The sequence below is a fragment of the Pseudobythopirellula maris genome (assembly GCF_007859945.1).
Lineage (GTDB): Bacteria > Planctomycetota > Planctomycetia > Pirellulales > Lacipirellulaceae > Pseudobythopirellula > Pseudobythopirellula maris.
The window spans coordinates 1,262,865-1,278,928 of sequence record NZ_SJPQ01000001.1; the positions used below are offsets into that span (position 1 = coordinate 1,262,865).

The 16,064-nt window shown below is 68.5% G+C and carries 8 protein-coding genes; 4 read left to right on the forward strand and 4 right to left on the reverse strand.

What is annotated here, in order from left to right:
* The 4 genes from Mal64_RS04690 (at position 1) to Mal64_RS19670 (ending at position 5,781) form a co-directional block, all read left to right on the forward strand.
* Positions 1–3,582: a UvrD-helicase domain-containing protein gene (locus tag Mal64_RS04690; RefSeq protein ID WP_146397530.1), complete on the forward strand. Its 3,582-nt coding sequence runs from the start codon at positions 1–3 to the stop codon at positions 3,580–3,582.
* Between the two features lie 125 nt (positions 3,583–3,707).
* Positions 3,708–4,949: a CCA tRNA nucleotidyltransferase gene (locus tag Mal64_RS04695; RefSeq protein ID WP_146397532.1), complete on the forward strand. Its 1,242-nt coding sequence runs from the start codon at positions 3,708–3,710 to the stop codon at positions 4,947–4,949.
* Between the two features lie 62 nt (positions 4,950–5,011).
* Positions 5,012–5,563 (forward strand): hypothetical protein, encoded by a 552-nt coding sequence (locus Mal64_RS04700; RefSeq protein ID WP_146397534.1) that lies wholly within the window; start codon positions 5,012–5,014, stop codon positions 5,561–5,563.
* A gap of 47 nt (positions 5,564–5,610) precedes the next feature.
* Entirely contained in the window at positions 5,611–5,781 is a 171-nt protein-coding gene (locus Mal64_RS19670; RefSeq protein ID WP_197525457.1) for a hypothetical protein, read from the forward strand.
* Between the two features lie 48 nt (positions 5,782–5,829).
* Here the strand turns inward: Mal64_RS19670 and Mal64_RS04705 are convergent, their stop codons facing one another.
* From Mal64_RS04705 to Mal64_RS04720, 4 genes are all read right to left on the reverse strand, one after another.
* Positions 5,830–10,956: an SdrD B-like domain-containing protein gene (locus tag Mal64_RS04705; protein WP_146397536.1), complete on the reverse strand. Its 5,127-nt coding sequence runs from the start codon at positions 10,954–10,956 to the stop codon at positions 5,830–5,832.
* A 118-nt stretch (positions 10,957–11,074) separates the two neighbouring features.
* Complete coding sequence (locus Mal64_RS04710; protein ID WP_146397539.1) at positions 11,075–12,115, reverse strand: WD40 repeat domain-containing protein; 1,041 nt, start codon at positions 12,113–12,115, stop codon at positions 11,075–11,077.
* 156 nt (positions 12,116–12,271) lie between these two features.
* Positions 12,272–14,212: a hypothetical protein gene (locus Mal64_RS04715; protein ID WP_146397541.1), complete on the reverse strand. Its 1,941-nt coding sequence runs from the start codon at positions 14,210–14,212 to the stop codon at positions 12,272–12,274.
* Entirely contained in the window at positions 14,209–16,050 is a 1,842-nt protein-coding gene (locus Mal64_RS04720; RefSeq protein WP_146397542.1) for a hypothetical protein, read from the reverse strand. The genes Mal64_RS04715 and Mal64_RS04720 overlap by 4 nt, the downstream gene beginning before the upstream one ends.
* Positions 16,051–16,064: the final 14 nt, after the last annotated feature.

The following is a 16,064-nucleotide window of genomic DNA, read 5'->3' on the forward strand; positions in this document are numbered from 1 at the left end:
GTGCCGTCATCGAGCCCTTCAGTCCCTGCGGCCCCGCCGCTGACCGACGAGCAGCGTCTCGCGCTCGAGACGCGCGCCACCAGCGTGTCGCTCGACGCCGGCGCCGGCTGCGGCAAAACCTTCGTGCTCACCGAACGCTACCTCTCACACCTCCGGCCCGAGGCCGCGGGCGAAGAGCCGCTTGCGCTCGAACAGATCGTGGCGATCACGTTCACCGACGCCGCCGCACGCGAGATGCGCGACCGCATCCGCCGCAAGTGCTTTGCGCGGCTCCAGGCGGCCGACGACGAAGCCGAGAGCGGCTTCTGGCTGCGGCTGCTCCGCTCGCTCGACGCGGCGCGGGTCAGCACGATCCACTCGTTCTGCGGCGCCCTCGTGCGAGAGAACGCCGCCGCCTTGGGCCTCGACCCCACGTTCCGCGTGCTCGACCAAGCCGCGGCCGAGGTGCTGCGCAGCGAGGCGACCGACCGCCGGCTCCGTGAGCTGCTCGTCGCGCGCGACGAGCGGATCTTCGAGACCGCGGAGCACTTTGGCCTGATGGGCCTGAAGGAGCGGATCGCCCGGATCGGCGACTCGCGCAGCGACCCGGATTACCGCCGCTGGCTCACGGCGTCGCCCGACGAGACGGTCGAAGCCTGGCGCACTTACTACTACAGCGAAGTGGCCCCGGCCGTGGCGGCCGACTTCGCGGCTTTGCCGGCGATGCGGGCCGCGCGCTCGGCGTTGCTCGCGGCGACGCCGAGCAGCGAAGCCGTCGCCGCCCGAGTCGCCGACTTGAGTCTGAGTTTTAACGATCTGGAGAACGCCGCCGACCCCCACGAGGCGCTCGCCCAACTCAGGCCGAACCTGGTGATGCGGATCAAAGGTCGATCCTTCACGGCGAAGGACTGGCCCGACGAGGGGCTCTACAATCAGTTCAAAGAGGCTTGTGTGACGCTCCGCAAGGAGATCGACAAGCTCCGCCGGATCGGGCTCGCCGACGAGCTGCGCAACGCCGCGCGGCTCGGCCTCAAAGCCCAGCAGCTCGCCGAGGAAGCGAGCCGCTCGTACGCCGACGCCAAACGCGAGGCGAACGCCCTCGACTACGACGACCTGCTGGTCGAGGCGCACCGGCTGCTGACCACCGAGGAGCACGCCGCGGCGCGGCGTGCGGCGGCGCGCGGGGTGGGCATGCTGCTGGTCGACGAGTTCCAAGACACCGACCGGCTGCAAACGGCGATCGTTCGTTCTTTGGTTTCGGATGGCGATGCGCCCGACGGCGATGGCGAGGGGGGCGTGGCCGGCGGGCGGCTCTTTTTTGTGGGCGACTTCAAGCAGTCGATCTACCGCTTCCGTGGCGCCGAGCCCACGGTGTTCCGAGACCTCCGCTCGGAGATCGCTCCCGAGGGCCGGCTGCCGCTATCGACCAACTTCCGCAGCCAGCCCGCGGTGATCGAGTTCGTCAACTCGGCGTTCTCGGGACTGTTCGGCGAGGAGTACACGCCGCTCCGCGCCGCACGACCGCAGGCGACGCCGCGGCCTGCCGTCGAGTTCCTGTGGACCGACTTCCCCGACGCCCCGGAGGGCAAGACCAAGGCGTCGACCCGTGAACAACGGGGCGCCGAGGCCCGCGCAATCGCTCGCCGACTGCACGAGATGCTCCAGGGGGGCGAGTGCGTCGTTGCGGACTCGGACAACAACCCGCGTCCCGCGCGACCGGGCGACATCGCCCTCTTGTTCCGCGCGATGAGCGATGTGCAACACTACGAGGAAGCGCTCCGCGACGCCGGGATCAACTATTACCTGGTAGGCGGCCATGCCTTCTACTCGCAGCAGGAGGTGTTCGACGTGCTCAACCTGCTGCGCACGGTCGACAGCGTGGCCGACGGGGTGAGCCTGGCGGGCGTGCTGCGGAGCCCCTTCTTCGCGCTGCTAGACGAAACGCTCTTCTGGCTCGCCCAAGCACGCGGCGGTTTGCAGGCGGGGCTCTTCAACCTCCAAACGCGTCAGCGCCTCAGCGAAGCCGAGCGACGCAAGACCGAGCGGGCCGCCGCGTTGATCGGCGCGCTCCGCACTCGCAAGAGCGAACTCGGCGCCGCCGGAGTGCTGCGGGAGGCATTGAGCCAAACCGGCTACGACGCCGCCCTGCTGGCCGAGTTCCTCGGCGAGCGCAAGCTCGCCAACCTGCAGAAACTCGTCGACCAGGCCCGCACCAGCGACGCCTCGGGCGCCGGCCTGGGGGGCTACGTTCGGCAATTGTCCGAGTTCACCGCTCGCCAACCCAAGGAGGCGTTGGCCGCCACGAGCAGCGGGTCGGCCGACGTGGTGCGGCTGATGACGGTCCACCACGCCAAGGGGCTCGAGTTCCCGATCGTGGTGCTCCCCGACCTCGAGCGACGCGACCGGCCCGACAGCCCCTCGGCGGCGTTCCACCCGAGGCTCGGGCCGCTGGTGCGTCCCACCGATCGCGAAGACTCGAGCGGCGCGGTCGGCATCGACCTCTACCGCACGGTCGAATCACGCCAGGCCTCCGCCGAGCAGGACCGCCTGTTCTACGTCGCCTGCACACGGGCGGCCGACTACCTGATTCTCTCGAGCACGATCGAAGACCCGGGCAAGCTCAAAGGCCCGTGGCTGCGACGGCTCTCGGAGCGGTTCGACCTCGAGACGGGCGACTTTGTTGGCGAGGGGCCTGCGCCGCACGAGCGGCTCGTCGTGGTGCGTCGCGGCGACGACCGCCCGCTCGAGTCGGCGCCGACCAAACGCGTCGACCTCGGCAAGGTGATCGAGAAGGCGCGGCGACTGACGACCCCACGGGCCGCGAAGCCGGTAGCGGGTGTCGAGCCGATCGCGATCGACCCGGGCGCGCTAAAGCGGTTTTCGGTCTCCCGGCTCACGGGCCGGCTCCACCGCGCCACGGCCGCCCCGCGAACCGCCGAGGACGACTCGCTCGAAGACCTCCCCCCGGTCGACGCCGCGTCGCTCGAATCGCTCCACGGCGCGAAGGTCGATCCTCTGGGCCTGGGCGTGCTGACCCACGCCGTGATGGAACGCTTGCCGCTGGACGGCGCCACGCCAGAAACGATCGCCGAGTTGAGCCAAAGCCTGGCGCCGCTTCACCTGCGTCGCGGCGCCGACGCGGCCGCCGCGCTGGCCGCCGCGCTGGCCGCCGAGATGGTCGGCCGCTTCGTCGCCACCCCACGCTTCGCGGCAATGCGTGCGTCGCAGCGGCTGGAGCGTGAGACCGAGTTCTTGCTCGACTGGCGTCCGACCGACCCGGCCGGCGCCCCGGCGTTGCTCCAAGGCTACATCGACGCCATGCACCTTGGCGAAGACGGCGCATGGCGCATCGTCGATTACAAAACGAACCACACCGACGCCGCAGGGGTCGGTCCCCTGGCCGAGCACTACCGCTTGCAGATGGGCGTGTACGCCTTGGCCGCCGAGCGCGCGCTCGGGGCGTCGCCCGCCTCGCTCACGCTCAGCTTCCTGCGGCCCGGCGTCGAGGTCGAGTTCGTGTGGGACAAGGAGATGCGAGAAGAAACGACGCGGCGGATCGACGAGGCGATCGCCTCCGCGCGTGAGCTTGCCCCCTCCCCTTGATAGGGAGGGGGTGGGAGAGGGGTGGAGAGCCCGGGTACACGGGGCGTCCCCCTCCCTAATCCTCCCACCAGGGGGGAGGGAACATTGCAGCGGCTTCGCCGCAGAACGCATATCACGACAGCAGCATGACCGAAACCAACTCCGCCCAACGCGACTTCGCCCTCGAAGTGGTCCGCACGCTGCGCGGCGCCGACCACCAGGCGCTGTGGGCCGGCGGCTGCGTGCGCGACGCGCTCTTGGGCAAACAGCCCAAGGATTACGACGTCGCCACCGACGCCACGCCCGACCGGGTGCGCGAGGTCTTCGGCCGCCGACGCACGCTGGCGATCGGGGCGTCTTTCGGCGTGATCACGGTGCTCGGCCCCAAGCCCAAGGCGGGGTCGCCCAAGATCGACCCGATCGAGGTCGCCACGTTCCGCACCGACGGCGGCTACGCCGACGGCCGGCGACCCGAATCGGTTTCCTACACCACCGCCGAGCACGACGCCGAGCGGCGCGACTTCACGATCAACGGGCTGTTCTTCGACCCGGTCGAGAGTCGCGTGATCGACTACGTCGGCGGCGAGCAAGACCTCAGAGCGGGCGTGGTCCGCGCGATCGGCGAGGCCGATCGCCGCTTCGACGAGGACAAGCTCCGCATGCTGCGGGCCGTGCGGTTCGCGGCGACGCTCGGCTTCCGCGTCGACCCGGAAACGATGGAGGCCGTCGGCCGCCGCGCGGCGGAACTCACCGCCGTGAGCGCCGAGCGGATCGGCGCCGAGACGAGGCGGATGCTCGTCGACACGCACCGCAGCGAGGCGCTAAGGCTGCTGAGCGAAACCGGCCTGATGGCGCTGGTCTTGCCGCCGCTCGGCGGAGCCGACGCCAAGACGCTCGCCGAGCGACGCGCCGTGGCCGAGCGGCTCTCGGCGCCAACGCTCGAGCTCGCCCTGGCGGCTTGCCTCGACCAGGTCGCCAAGCCGGAGGCGATCGCCGCGACGGCCCGCGCGCTGCGTTTCACGACCAAGGAATCGCAAGCCGCCGCGTGGATTGTTCGCCACGCCCCGCTGGTGGCGGGGGCCGCCGAGGCGCCGTGGTCGGCCGTGCAGCCATGGCTCGCCACGTCGCACGGCGCCGACGCGGTCGCGCTCGCCGAGGCGACCGCCGGCGCCGCGACCGAAGGATCGCTTTATTGCCGTGAGCGGCTCGCCTGGCCGAGCGAGAGACTCGACCCACCGCCGCTGCTGGGGGGCGCCGAGCTGATCGCCCTCGGCATGCGTCCCGGGCCGGGCTTCGCCGAGTTGATCGGCCGCGTCCGCGCCGCTCAGCTCGACGGCGAGATCGAAACCGCGGAGCAGGCGGTCGCACTCGTCGAGGGGCAGCGGTAGGCATCGCTAAGCCAAAGGCCTACCATGGTGTTGGTCCCTCTCACCACACGAGTACCCAGTCGATGACCCACGGTTTGCTGGCGGATGTCGCCTACGATGGCGGCTTTGTGCTGTCGCTCCTCTCCCGCGTGTTCCACACCACATGCGCGGCGACGATCCTCGGCGGGCTCGTCTACCTGCGGTTCGTGCTGGCCCCCGGCGCCGCCGTGGCGGACGACCCCGAGGCGGCCGTTTACGCCGGCCGGCGTAAGGCGTGGGCCATGTGCGTCGGCGTCTGCTCGATGCTGCTGATCCTCAGCGGCGTGTACAACCTCGTGGTGATCGTCGGCTCCGAGCCGAAGCCGAGCGGGCTCTACCACCCGCTGTTCGGCGTCAAAGTGATCCTGGCCGTGGTGGTGATGGCACTCGCCGCCCGAGCCAGCGGCGCGGCGGCGGTCGTCTCGGGCAAGCTGAAGAGCCAGCTCAACGTGGCCCTCGGCTGCACCTTAGCCGTGTTCGTGCTCGGCGCCACGCTCCGCATCCATCGCGACGCCGAGGTCCGGGACGTCGACGCCCCGGCCGAGATGAGCATCCGCGTTGGCGATGGGGGCATCGACATCAACGTCGACGAATGAGCGCCCTCTCCGATTGACTCCACATCCACCCCCACCCTTAGGCGACCATGGACAAGAAGGCGAAGAAACGGATCGAGGTTCTGCGTAAGAAGATCGAGAACACGCAGCAGCGTTTGAACGGCGCAAAAGAGCAGATGGACGACCCGCAAGAGGTCGCCGACCTGGAGAAAACGATCGCCGACGCCAAGGCGGAGATCGAGAAACTCAAGGCGAGCTGAACGTTCCCCCTCCCCTTGATGGGGAGGGGCTGGGGGAGGGGATACAGATTACCCCGCCTTCTGCGAGAGCCGCACCGGCGCCTCGGCGTCGGACGCCCCACGGTTGACGCTGTAGACCGCCGGCTCGTCGGAGCCGTCGCCGTCCCAGTCGCCGGAGATCGGCTGGTCGCCCGCCGCGCCGAGTTCGAACACCCGGTCGGTGGCGCTCAGCACGTGGTCGCCATCGGTGTCGATCGTCCAGACGCCCGCACTGAACACGCCGACCTCGTCGACGCCGTCGCCGTTCCAGTCGCCCACCACCGGCGTGTCGCCCGCCGCGCCGAACACGAAGTCGGCGTCCTCGGCCGTGAGGCGGCCGTCGCCGTTCGTGTCGATCGTCCACTGCCCCGCACGGAAGACGCCGATCGTGCGGACGCCGTCGCCGTTCCAATCGCCCGCGATCGGGGCGTCGCCCGGCGTGCCGTAGTGGAACACGTGGTCGATCAAGTCGGCCCGTGAGCTGCCCTGCTGGGTCCGCTTGAGCACGCGGGCGCCGCTTGTGGCGTCCTCCTCGGTGGGAGGCACGTTCTTCGGCTTGCCGGCCAGCGGGCCGGGGTGATTCGCCGCGTCGGGCAGGCCCGGCTCACGCTCCACGGCGCGTGGGTCACGGGGCCACGCCGGGCCGAAGATGCCGATGTCGGTCTTGCCGTCGCCGTCCCAGTCGCCCGTGACGGGCAGGTCGTCCTGCGAACCGAGCTGGGCCCACAGGTCGCCGTGGTCCCACTCGCCGTTGCCGTTCAGGTCGAGGTACCAGACGCCATCGACGAACACGCCGAGGTCGGTCACCCCGTCGCCGTCCCAGTCGCCGCTGACCGCGATGCCGTTCTTGGCGCCGAAGAGGAACGAGCTGGGCGCCGCGTCGTCTTCGGCCAGCAGCAGCCACTCGGCCCGGTCGAGCTCGGCGGTCCGCCAGCTATTCGCGTCGATCGCCGTGGAGATCATCGCGACGCTCACCGCCTCGGCGGCGGGTGTGGAACGCGGCGAGCCGGCGTTCACCACGCTCAGGTGCCAGGTCCAGCCGACCGCGCCCGAGCCGCCGAAGCCCGCCGGCGCCTCCGGCGGCATCACCATCAGCGGCGGCAATTGCGGCCGCGGCGAAGTGACCAGCGGCTGGTCGACCACCACCACCGGCGGCGTTTCGGGCGTTTCGGGCGGCAGCCAGAACGTGCTGGTCTGCACCTCGCTGAAGTTGTTCTCGACCGACTGCTGCCCCGCGGTCAGGTTGATCCACAACAGCGCGTCTTCGCCGAACAGCTGGCGGAACTCCTCGATCGCGAACTGCTGATTGAGGTCGGGCGTGTCGGTCTGATACGCCTTCTCTTCGATCGACGAGCCGACCGGGTGGACAGCGAACCCGAGCAACTGGCCCCCGAGCCCCATGAGCGAGCCGGGCGTGTCGACGCCGTCGATCAGGCCCTCGGGCTGGAACTCGACCACGCCGTAACGACCGGCGGGCAGGCCATCGAATAAGTAGTAGCCATCGGCGTCGGTCACGGTGGTGACCGGTCCGTCAGGGTAGGCGCCCGGCAGCAGGTCTTGCCCCATCACCGGATCGCCCGACGTGCCGTTCACCAGCTGCAGCGTGACCCCGGCGAGCGGCGTGTCGTCGCTCGTGCGAAGGCCTTCGCGCAGCGAGGTGATGTCGCCCAGCGTAGAGCCCGGCTGCAGTTGAATCGGGGCGCCATCGATGAACACGAAGCCGCTGAGCGACGCGGGCGGCAGCTCGCAGAAGTCGTAGTGGACGAAGTGCTGGTCGGAGCCGACGTGGATGCCCCCCAAGGCGTCGAGCCCAAAGTGGGTGCCGCCCCCCGAGCCCACCGACGACTCGCCGTTGAAGTAGCCCGCGGGTTGCAGCTCGTGCACACTGTACTCGCCCGGCGCCAGGCCCTCGAAGCGGTACTCGCCGTTCTCGTCGGTTGTGGTCGTGGCGATCACGTCGCCGTTCTCGTCGCGCAGCTCGATCGTCACGCCGGCGAGCGGCGGATTCGCTTCATCGTCGTCGCAGTCGCAAGCGCATTCGCCGTCGGTGGTGACCTTCACCTTGCCCGCGATCGATCCTGGCAGGAGCTCGCCGAAGTTGTAGTTGATGGCGTCGTCGCCGAAGTTCAGCGCGATCGAGGCGATCATGTCGTTCGTCACGCTTCCGCCCAACGAGCCGGCCGTGTCCTTGCCGTCGATCCAGTCGGTCGGGTGGACCTCCATCACGCGGTACTCGCCCGCGTCGAGGTTCGTGAACTGATACAAGCCGACCGAATTCGTCACCGCGCGTTGCCCGGTGTCCGTGCCGTCGCCCCGCAGCAGCTTGACCGTCACGCCCGCGATCGGCTCCTCGCCGGCGTCTTTGACGCCGTCGTTCGAGCGGTCGTGGTACACGTAGCCCGACAGGTTCGCGCCGACGTGCTCGCAGAAGTCGTACCTCACGGCGTGCTCGTCCGAGCCGATGACGACGCCGCTCACCAGGTCGTCGGTCGTGGCGCCGCCGGCCGTGCCGGCGCGCTCTCCGCCGTCGTAGTAGCCCGCGGGCTGCAGCTCGCGAACGCTGTACTCGCCCGGCCTCAGGCCGGTGAATTCGTACTCGCCGTTGACGTCGGTCGTCGTTGTGGCGACCACCACGCCCGCGGCGCTCAGCAGCTCGATCGTCACGCCCTCGAGCAAGATCTCCGGGTTGTCGAAGTCGCAGTCCGGCCCGGTCGAGGCGTGCACACGCCCCGCGATCGAACCGGCCAACAGCTCGCCGAAGTCGTAGTTCACCGCGGCGGCGCCGTACGGGATCGAGACCAGCGTGATCATGTCGTCGACGACGTCGCCGCCCAACGAGCCGGCAGTGTCTTTGCCGTCGAACCAGCCGGCGGGCTGCGTCTCCATCACGCCGTAGACACCCGCCTCGAGTCCCGTGAACTCGTAGTAGCCGTTGGCGTCGGTCGTGGTCGTGGCGCCCGTGGCGGAGCCATCGGCGCCGAGCAGCTTGACCGTGGCGCCGGCGATCGGGTCCTCGCCCGGGTCGCGCACGCCGTCGTCGTTGGCGTCGTGGTAAACATGGCCCGAGATCGCCACGCCTACGTGCTCACAGAAGTTGTAGCTGACGGCGTCTTGATCGGAACCGAGTTGGATGCCCGCGATTAGGTCATCGGAGAGTACACCGCCCGCCGTGCCGACTTGCTCGCCGCCGTCGTAGTAGTCAGCCGGCTGCAACTCGCGCACGCTGTACTCGCCCGGCGCCAAATCGCTGAACAGGTACTCACCCGCGGCGTTGGTCGTCGTGGTGGCGATCACGTCGCCGTTGGAGTCGAGCAGTTGGATTGTCACGCCCTCGAGCAAGATCTCCGGGTTGTCGAAGTCGCAATCCGGCCCGGTCGAGGCGTGGACCCGCCCCGCGATCGAACCGGGCAGGAGCTCGCCGAAGTTGTAGTTGATGGCGTCGTCGCCGAAGTTCAGCGCGATCGAGGCGATCATGTCGTTCGTCACGCTTCCGCCCAACGAGCCGGCCGTGTCCTTGCCGTCGATCCAGTCGGTCGGGTGGACCTCCATCACGCGGTACTCGCCCGCGTCGAGGTTCGTGAACTGATACAAGCCGACCGAATTCGTCACCGCGCGTTGCCCGGTGTCCGTGCCGTCGCCCCGCAGCAGCTTGACCGTCACGCCCGCGATCGGCTCCTCGCCGGCGTCTTTGACGCCGTCGTTCGAGCGGTCGTGGTACACGTAGCCCGACAGGTTCGCGCCCACGTGCTCGCAGAAGTCGTACCTCACGGCGTGCTCGTCCGAGCCGATGACGACGCCGCTCACCAGGTCGTCGGTCGTGGCGCCGCCGGCCGTGCCGGCGCGCTCGCCGCCGTCGTAGTAGCCCGCGGGCTGCAGCTCGCGAACGCTGTACTCGCCCGGCCTCAGGCCGGTGAATTCGTACTCGCCGTTGACGTCGGTCGTCGTTGTGGCGACCACCACGCCCGCGGCGCTCAGCAGCTCGATCGTCACGCCCTCGAGCAAGATCTCCGGGTTGTCGAATTCGCAGTCCGGCCCGGTCGAGGCGTGCACACGCCCGGCGATCGACCCGGCCAACAGCTCGCCGAAGTCGTAGTTCACCGCGTGGTCGCCGTAATCGAGCGAGGCGCCGGTGATGATGTCGTTGCCGGCCGTTACGCCGTGCGAGCCGGCCGTGTCCTTGCCGTCGAACCAGCCGTCGGGCTGTGTCTCGCGCACGCCCCACACGCCGGCGTCGAGGTGGATGAACTCGTAGTAGCCGGCCGAATCGGTCGTGGTGTAGACGCCGGTCCCCAGGCCGTTGGAGTCCAAAAGCTCGAGCGTGACGCCGGCGATCGGCTCCTCGCCCGCGTCGCGCACGCCGTCGTCGTCGCGGTCGTGGTAGACGTGGCCCGAGAGGCTCGGCAACTCGAGCTGCGGGGCGTGGCCGACGGCGCCGGCCGAGCGGTCGATCTTGTTCTCGACCAGCTCGTAGCGGTCGTCGGGCAGCGTGGAGAGCGACAGCGTGGTCGCCGCCTCGGCGGTGTCGCGGCGGCCGTCGAAGTCGTCCCAGTACGTGGCGCCGATCTGCAGGTCGACGTAGCCGGCCGACGAGAAATCGCCGACCATGGTGCTCCGCTGGAACTCCGCTCCCTCGGCGATCGGGTTGGTGTCGATGTCCGCTCCGTCGACGTAGGAGACCTCGTCCACGTCGATCGAGAAGACGAGTTTCTCGCCGGCTTCGAACCCGCTGAACGTGAACACGATGTCCGTGCCGCCGTCGGCCACACCCACCGAGTCGATGGTGAACCCGTCGCTCTCCAAGATGGACAAGCCGACCGCCTCGAACGAGCCGAGGCCGCCCGGTTCGGTGTCGAAGAAGACGTCGGCCACCGAGAGGCCGTCGCCCGCTTTGTCGCCGCTGATCACCAGCCGGTCGAGCGTGGTCCCGTCGGCGCCGCCGACGAACGACACCTGCAGGATGTCGCCCTCGCTGTCGTCGCCGGTGGCCTCCTCGAAGTACACGCCCCCGAGCAGCACGTCGGCCGCCATCATGCGGCGGCTCTCGAGCGGCTCGACGCCGTCGAGCCTCGTGTGGCGCCGCTTCTGGGCGGAGGATTGCGATTGCTGACGCGCGGATTGCGAGCGTTGGCGGCGGACGATGCGATTGAAGAGTCCCACTGGTTTCCTCCCTGAAACCGGGTGCTTGCGAACTTGTCTCGATGTGCTGCTGGGTCGCGTGGGGCGGCTGGCTGGGCCGGCGCATCACGCGGGGTGTCGCCCTCACGGGCGACGGGCGTCAGCGGCCGACGCCCGCGGCGGTCGGGGCCAGCGCCACGTCGTCGCGCTTGAGCGGCCAAACGCGCACCGTGGCGTCGAATCCGGCCGTGACCATCTTGGTCCGGTCGGCGTTGATCGTCATGGCGGCCACGGTGCCGGTGTGCCCCTCGAAGCGACGCATCGGCGAGCCGGAGTAAACGTCGTATGAGCGGATGGCGTTGTCGCTGCCGCCGATGGCGACCTCTCGGTCGGCCAAGAACGCCACGGCGAAGGCCTTGGCCGGACGGATGGCGATCTCGCCCGCCGACTCGCCGGAGATCACGTCCCAGAGCCGGCAGAGCGGCCCGTCGCCCGCCGCGGCCACCAGGCGGCCGTCGGGCGAGAACGCCACGGCCCGCACGCGGCGTCCGCCCGTGTCGAAATCGTGCACCGCCTCACCGCTCGCCAGGTCCCACACACGCAACACCCCCGAGCCGCCGGCCGCCGCCATGCGGGAGCCGTCTGGCGAGAAGGCGACGCTCCGCGTGTCGCCGCAGGGGCAACCGAAGGTTTCGACCAGTTCCCCCTCGGGTAACCGATAGAGACGCGCAGCCTGCGTGCGGCCGGCGACGATCAATCGCTGGCCGTCGGGATGAAACGCCGAGCAGGCGAGGCCGCCCGGCGCCAGGTCGGTGGTCGAGAGCGTGTCGCCCTTGTAGACGCGCAGCCGACGGTCGTCGCTCACCGTGGCGACCCACTCGCCATCGGTCGAGAAACGGACGCCGCGGACCCAGTCGGTGTGTCCCTCACGCCGGCCGAGAAGCTCGCCCGTCTCGGTGCGCCACTCCCACAGCCGGTGGTCGTCGGCGCCGGCCAAGATCCGGTCGCCATTGGGCGACAAGGCGACGGCCGTCGCCACGGCCGAGCGCGGCGCCTCCGCGGTGCTGTCCTCCAACTCGAGCCGCAAGGTGCGCTCGGGCCTGAGGGTCTGGACGGCGGACGCCTGAGCGGCGACGAGTGCTAGCGTGAGGGCCAGCAGCGTGCGGGCCCCTCGCGGGGCGGACGTTTCGATGCGCGGCATGGGACAGTGGCTCGGTCGAGGTCGACGGAATCGTTCAGATCCCCTATCGACCCGCGCGGAGCGATGACCCAAGAGAAAGGTTGAGGGAGGGTTAACCCCGGCGCCCTGGGCAAGCGGCGTCGCCGCTGGAGTGAGGCAACCCGCAGAAGAGGCGGCTCATTCGGCGTCGCTAGCTGCGTTGACGGCTTCTTCGACGGCGTCGTCAGTCGCGGTCTCCGTGACGGCGTCGCTGTCGGCGTTGGCGTTGGCGTTGGCGTCGTCGGCTTGTTCGCTAGCCTCGGTTCCGTTCTGGTCAGAGACGCCGCCCTCGGCGCCGCCGTCCTGCGAGTCGTAGCTCGCATCGGTCGGAGCGGGCTCGTCGGCGGCGTCGGCGTCGGCTTCGATTTCGCCTTCGGGCTGCTCGTCTACGGCGTCTTGCGTCTCGGAAGCGTCGTCGCTTGACGCCTCGTCGGTCGATGGCTCGCTCGATCGCACGGGCCCGGCGAACGGGAGGCTGCCGATCTCTGGGTCGAGCGGGGCGCCGAAGGCGTTCTGGTCGTCTCGCAACCCGAGCCGCTCGCGGCGTTCGACGACCTGCTGGGTGAACTCGCGTTCGTCGTCGTAGTACTCGATCACGTCCCAGAGCGGGAAGTCTTCGGGGATCCGCTCGTCGAGCTGATCGAGGATCTTTCCGTACTGGTAGATCAAGTCCATGACGTCGTCGCCGGTCGTGTCCATCCCGTCGTTGAGCTGCGGGTACTCGTCGAACACAGCGCGCCAGCCTTCGAAGGCTTCTTCGTAGAGCTTGCGTGCGGTGATCGGGTCGCCGTTCTCGCGGAACTCACGCTGGCCCCGGTAGATCTTCTCACGCGCCTGCACGGCGTCGACGGTCTGTTCGAACTCGCAGCGGACCGCCCAATAGTCGAAGTTGCAGGTGTCGTTGTAGAGCCGTGTGAAAGTGAGCAACTCTTTCGTGTCGACCAGCTCAGCGGCCACGGCGGCCGCCTCGCGGGCCATCTCGGGCCGCTCCTCGCCGATCCGTGCGGCGATGTCCAAGGGGCTCACACGCAACCGGCGTAGCACGCCGTGGACGAGTGCGTCCTGCGCGGGGCCGCGTTGCCTTCGCGGCGTCTCGACCGCGCTGCGTTCCTCATCGGTGAGCGACGCCATCAGGTCTTCGGCCAGCAGCTGCTTTATGCCTTCGTGCATGCCGTCGAGTTCGTCTTCCAGCTCCTCGACACGCTCGGCCAGGTCGTCCTCTTCGTTGAAGTAGAGGATGCGGCCGGTGGAGTGCTCGATCGGCATGTTGCCGAAATCGGTCCACTCTTTGCCCGCCAGCCGCCAGGCGGCCACGCCGCGCTCGAACAGGCCCTCGGTTTCGATCGCCTCGGCGTAGTTCATCTGCGACTTGGCCGGGCTCGAATAGAAGATCGCCGGGCTCTTGCGGCCGAGGCTTTGGCCCTTCTCGTCGACCGCCGCGATGGAGTCTTCGTAGTACCCTTTGCCCACGAGCCAGTTGTCACGACGATCGGGCGGACGGTCGGCGGGGTGGAACTCGTCGTCCGCCTTGTAAAGGCGGCGGTACTGCTCGCGCTCGTCCGAGCGACCGACCTTCTGGCCGTTGACCCAGCCGAGCTCCCACAGCAGCTCGGGGTTGTCGCGGTTGTAGCGCGCCCCCTGCTGCAGGAACTGGATGCCGCGACGCACGTAGTAGTAGCGGTCGTGGTAGTCGTCGAACTCGACCGACACGTTGTAGCTGAGGTTCCACGACTGGAACTTCCAGAACGTGATGAAGTTCGGCTGCAGCTTGGCCAGCTGCTCGAGCGTGGCGGTGAGGTTGGTCCAGTCTTCCTTCTTCTTGTACTCGTTGGCCATCTCCCACAGCAGGTTCACCGCGACGCCCCGCAGGCCGAGCGTGGCGAGCTTCATGGTCTCGCTCGCCGGGTCGATCTCGCCCAGGTTGGACTGCGATAGTTGGTTCTGCGTGCGCAGCTTGGCCAGCACGCCCCCCTCAGAAACCACCGTGGTCGGCGCGCTGAGCAGCGAGAGCGGGAACAGCAGCACGGCGATCACGACGCCGTACACCAGCTTGCGATAAAAGCTCCCACGTTCGTTCATTTGGCCACCTCACGGGTGCGGAAGCAGAAGAGGCCGACGACCGTCGCCCCCGCCAAGTAGGCGAGACAGATCGTCAAGTCACGGAAGAAAAGGTCGGAGGGGATCGAGTACCCGTCGGCGACGTAATTGATGCGATTCAGGTAGCTGCTGAAATCGGGCAGCACGCTCGAAACGGCGAGCATGAACGTCTGCAGCACGGTGTCGACGCCCTTCATCAGGCTCACCGCAAACGATGGGTCGAACGGGATCATCAGGTTCATGTGTGTCACGAGCCGCACGAGCGCCTCGACCGGTCCGCCGCCGTAAGCCGAGCCGCGGGCCACCTCGAGGAAGAACTCGCGTTGGAAACCGATCAGGATGAACGACACGGTGAAGATCATGGCAATCGGGCCGTTGAGGAACGTGCTGGCGGTCACGGCGATCACGATCACCAGCACCATCTGCATCCAGATCGTCAGGAAGCCCTTGACGAAGTTCCAGGTCGGCGAGCCCTCGGGCAGGCGGATGTAGCAGTCGGCCTGGGCGAAGCCGAAGTATTGGCTGCGGTCGAGGCACTGGACGATCACCTCGATCTCGCCCGATTCTGAGACCAGGTCGTCGATCAAGTCGATCGGGTTCTGCTCGGTGTCGAACTGGGCGCGAGAGAAGTCGAACCGGTCGAACTGGTCGTCTTTGGACGGGAAGATGCGGATCGAGGTTTTCAGCCCGGTGTCCGGGTTGCGGAGCTGGATGCTCCCTTGGATGGCGCGCTCGATGTCGCCCTTGTAGGAGCGGTAGACGCGCACCAGCAGTTCGACGGGGAGGTACTGCCCGCCGTCCTCGTACTCCACCAGAGTGGAGTCGTCGACGCCCGAGAAGGTCCAGATCGCGGCGGCCGCCGAGGCGCCTTGGATGAAGCTGCGGTAGCCCCACTCGTTGCCGACGTTGATGCCCTTGTCCTCACGCACGCCGCTGCGGCTGAGGAAGTGGATCTTGCCGCGTAGCGGCACGCGGGCTCGGAGGTATCCCTCGGCGGGCCCGACCTTCAGCTGGTCGCCGTCGGCCTCGATGAGGTGGGTGTGGTCGTGGGTCGCCTCGGCGTAGCCCTCCCCCTCGGCCGAGAGGCTCGGCAGGGTGTGGCGGTGATCGGCGTCGTACGACGTTTCGCCCGACTTGCCAACCGTATTGCCCTGAGCGTCGTACAGGTTCTCGAGGCTCTGCAGGTCGACGTTGTGCGTGTGCGAGAGCGATCCGAGCACGAACACGTAGCTCGCGGCGCCCATCACGGCGAGCAGCAGCGTGCCGACGCCGATGTAACCCAAGATGCGGCCGAGCACGATGTCGATCGAGCGGACCGGCTTGGTCACGACCGTGTAGATGGTTTTTGATTTGAAGTCGGTCGGCAGGCTGAATGCAGCGAGCAGGAGCGAGAGCAGCAGCACCAGGTAGTTGGTCGCCGTCAGCACGAAGCTGAGGTAAAGCTTGGCCGGCTCCGGCTTGTCGGTCTTCAGGTACCAGCTGGCGAACAGCAGGATCAACGCGAACACCACGAGCGAAACCAGCACGCGGCGGCGGAAGGCCTCCTTCATCGCAAGCGCGGCGAGCGCCGTAACGCGGCGCCACGACAATCGCAGCAAGTCCGACACCCCGCCCACCAGGGTTCGGTAGGTCAGTTCGCCCGCTTTCACGGGTCCGTGACGCACGAGCGACACGAGGAACCCGAGAACCAAGGCCAAGACCGCCAGCACCACGACGATGATGGCGTAGCCCACCAACGCGCCTTGTCCTTCGGCCAGCGACGCGCCGTCGCCCCGCAAGAGCCAGGTCAGGTAAGGCAGGATATCCTCTTCGACAACCATCTTGGTTGCGGTCT

Coding starts and splice junctions, on each gene's coding strand:
- Mal64_RS04695 (WP_146397532.1), top strand. CDS start 3,708: ATGACCGAAACCAACTCCGCCCAACGCGACTTCGCCCTCGAAGTGGTC.
- Mal64_RS04720 (WP_146397542.1), bottom strand. CDS start 16,050: ATGGTTGTCGAAGAGGATATCCTGCCTTACCTGACCTGGCTCTTGCGG.
- Mal64_RS04715 (WP_146397541.1), bottom strand. CDS start 14,212: ATGAACGAACGTGGGAGCTTTTATCGCAAGCTGGTGTACGGCGTCGTG.
- Mal64_RS04710 (WP_146397539.1), bottom strand. CDS start 12,115: ATGCCGCGCATCGAAACGTCCGCCCCGCGAGGGGCCCGCACGCTGCTG.
- Mal64_RS04700 (WP_146397534.1), top strand. CDS start 5,012: ATGACCCACGGTTTGCTGGCGGATGTCGCCTACGATGGCGGCTTTGTG.
- Mal64_RS19670 (WP_197525457.1), top strand. CDS start 5,611: ATGGACAAGAAGGCGAAGAAACGGATCGAGGTTCTGCGTAAGAAGATC.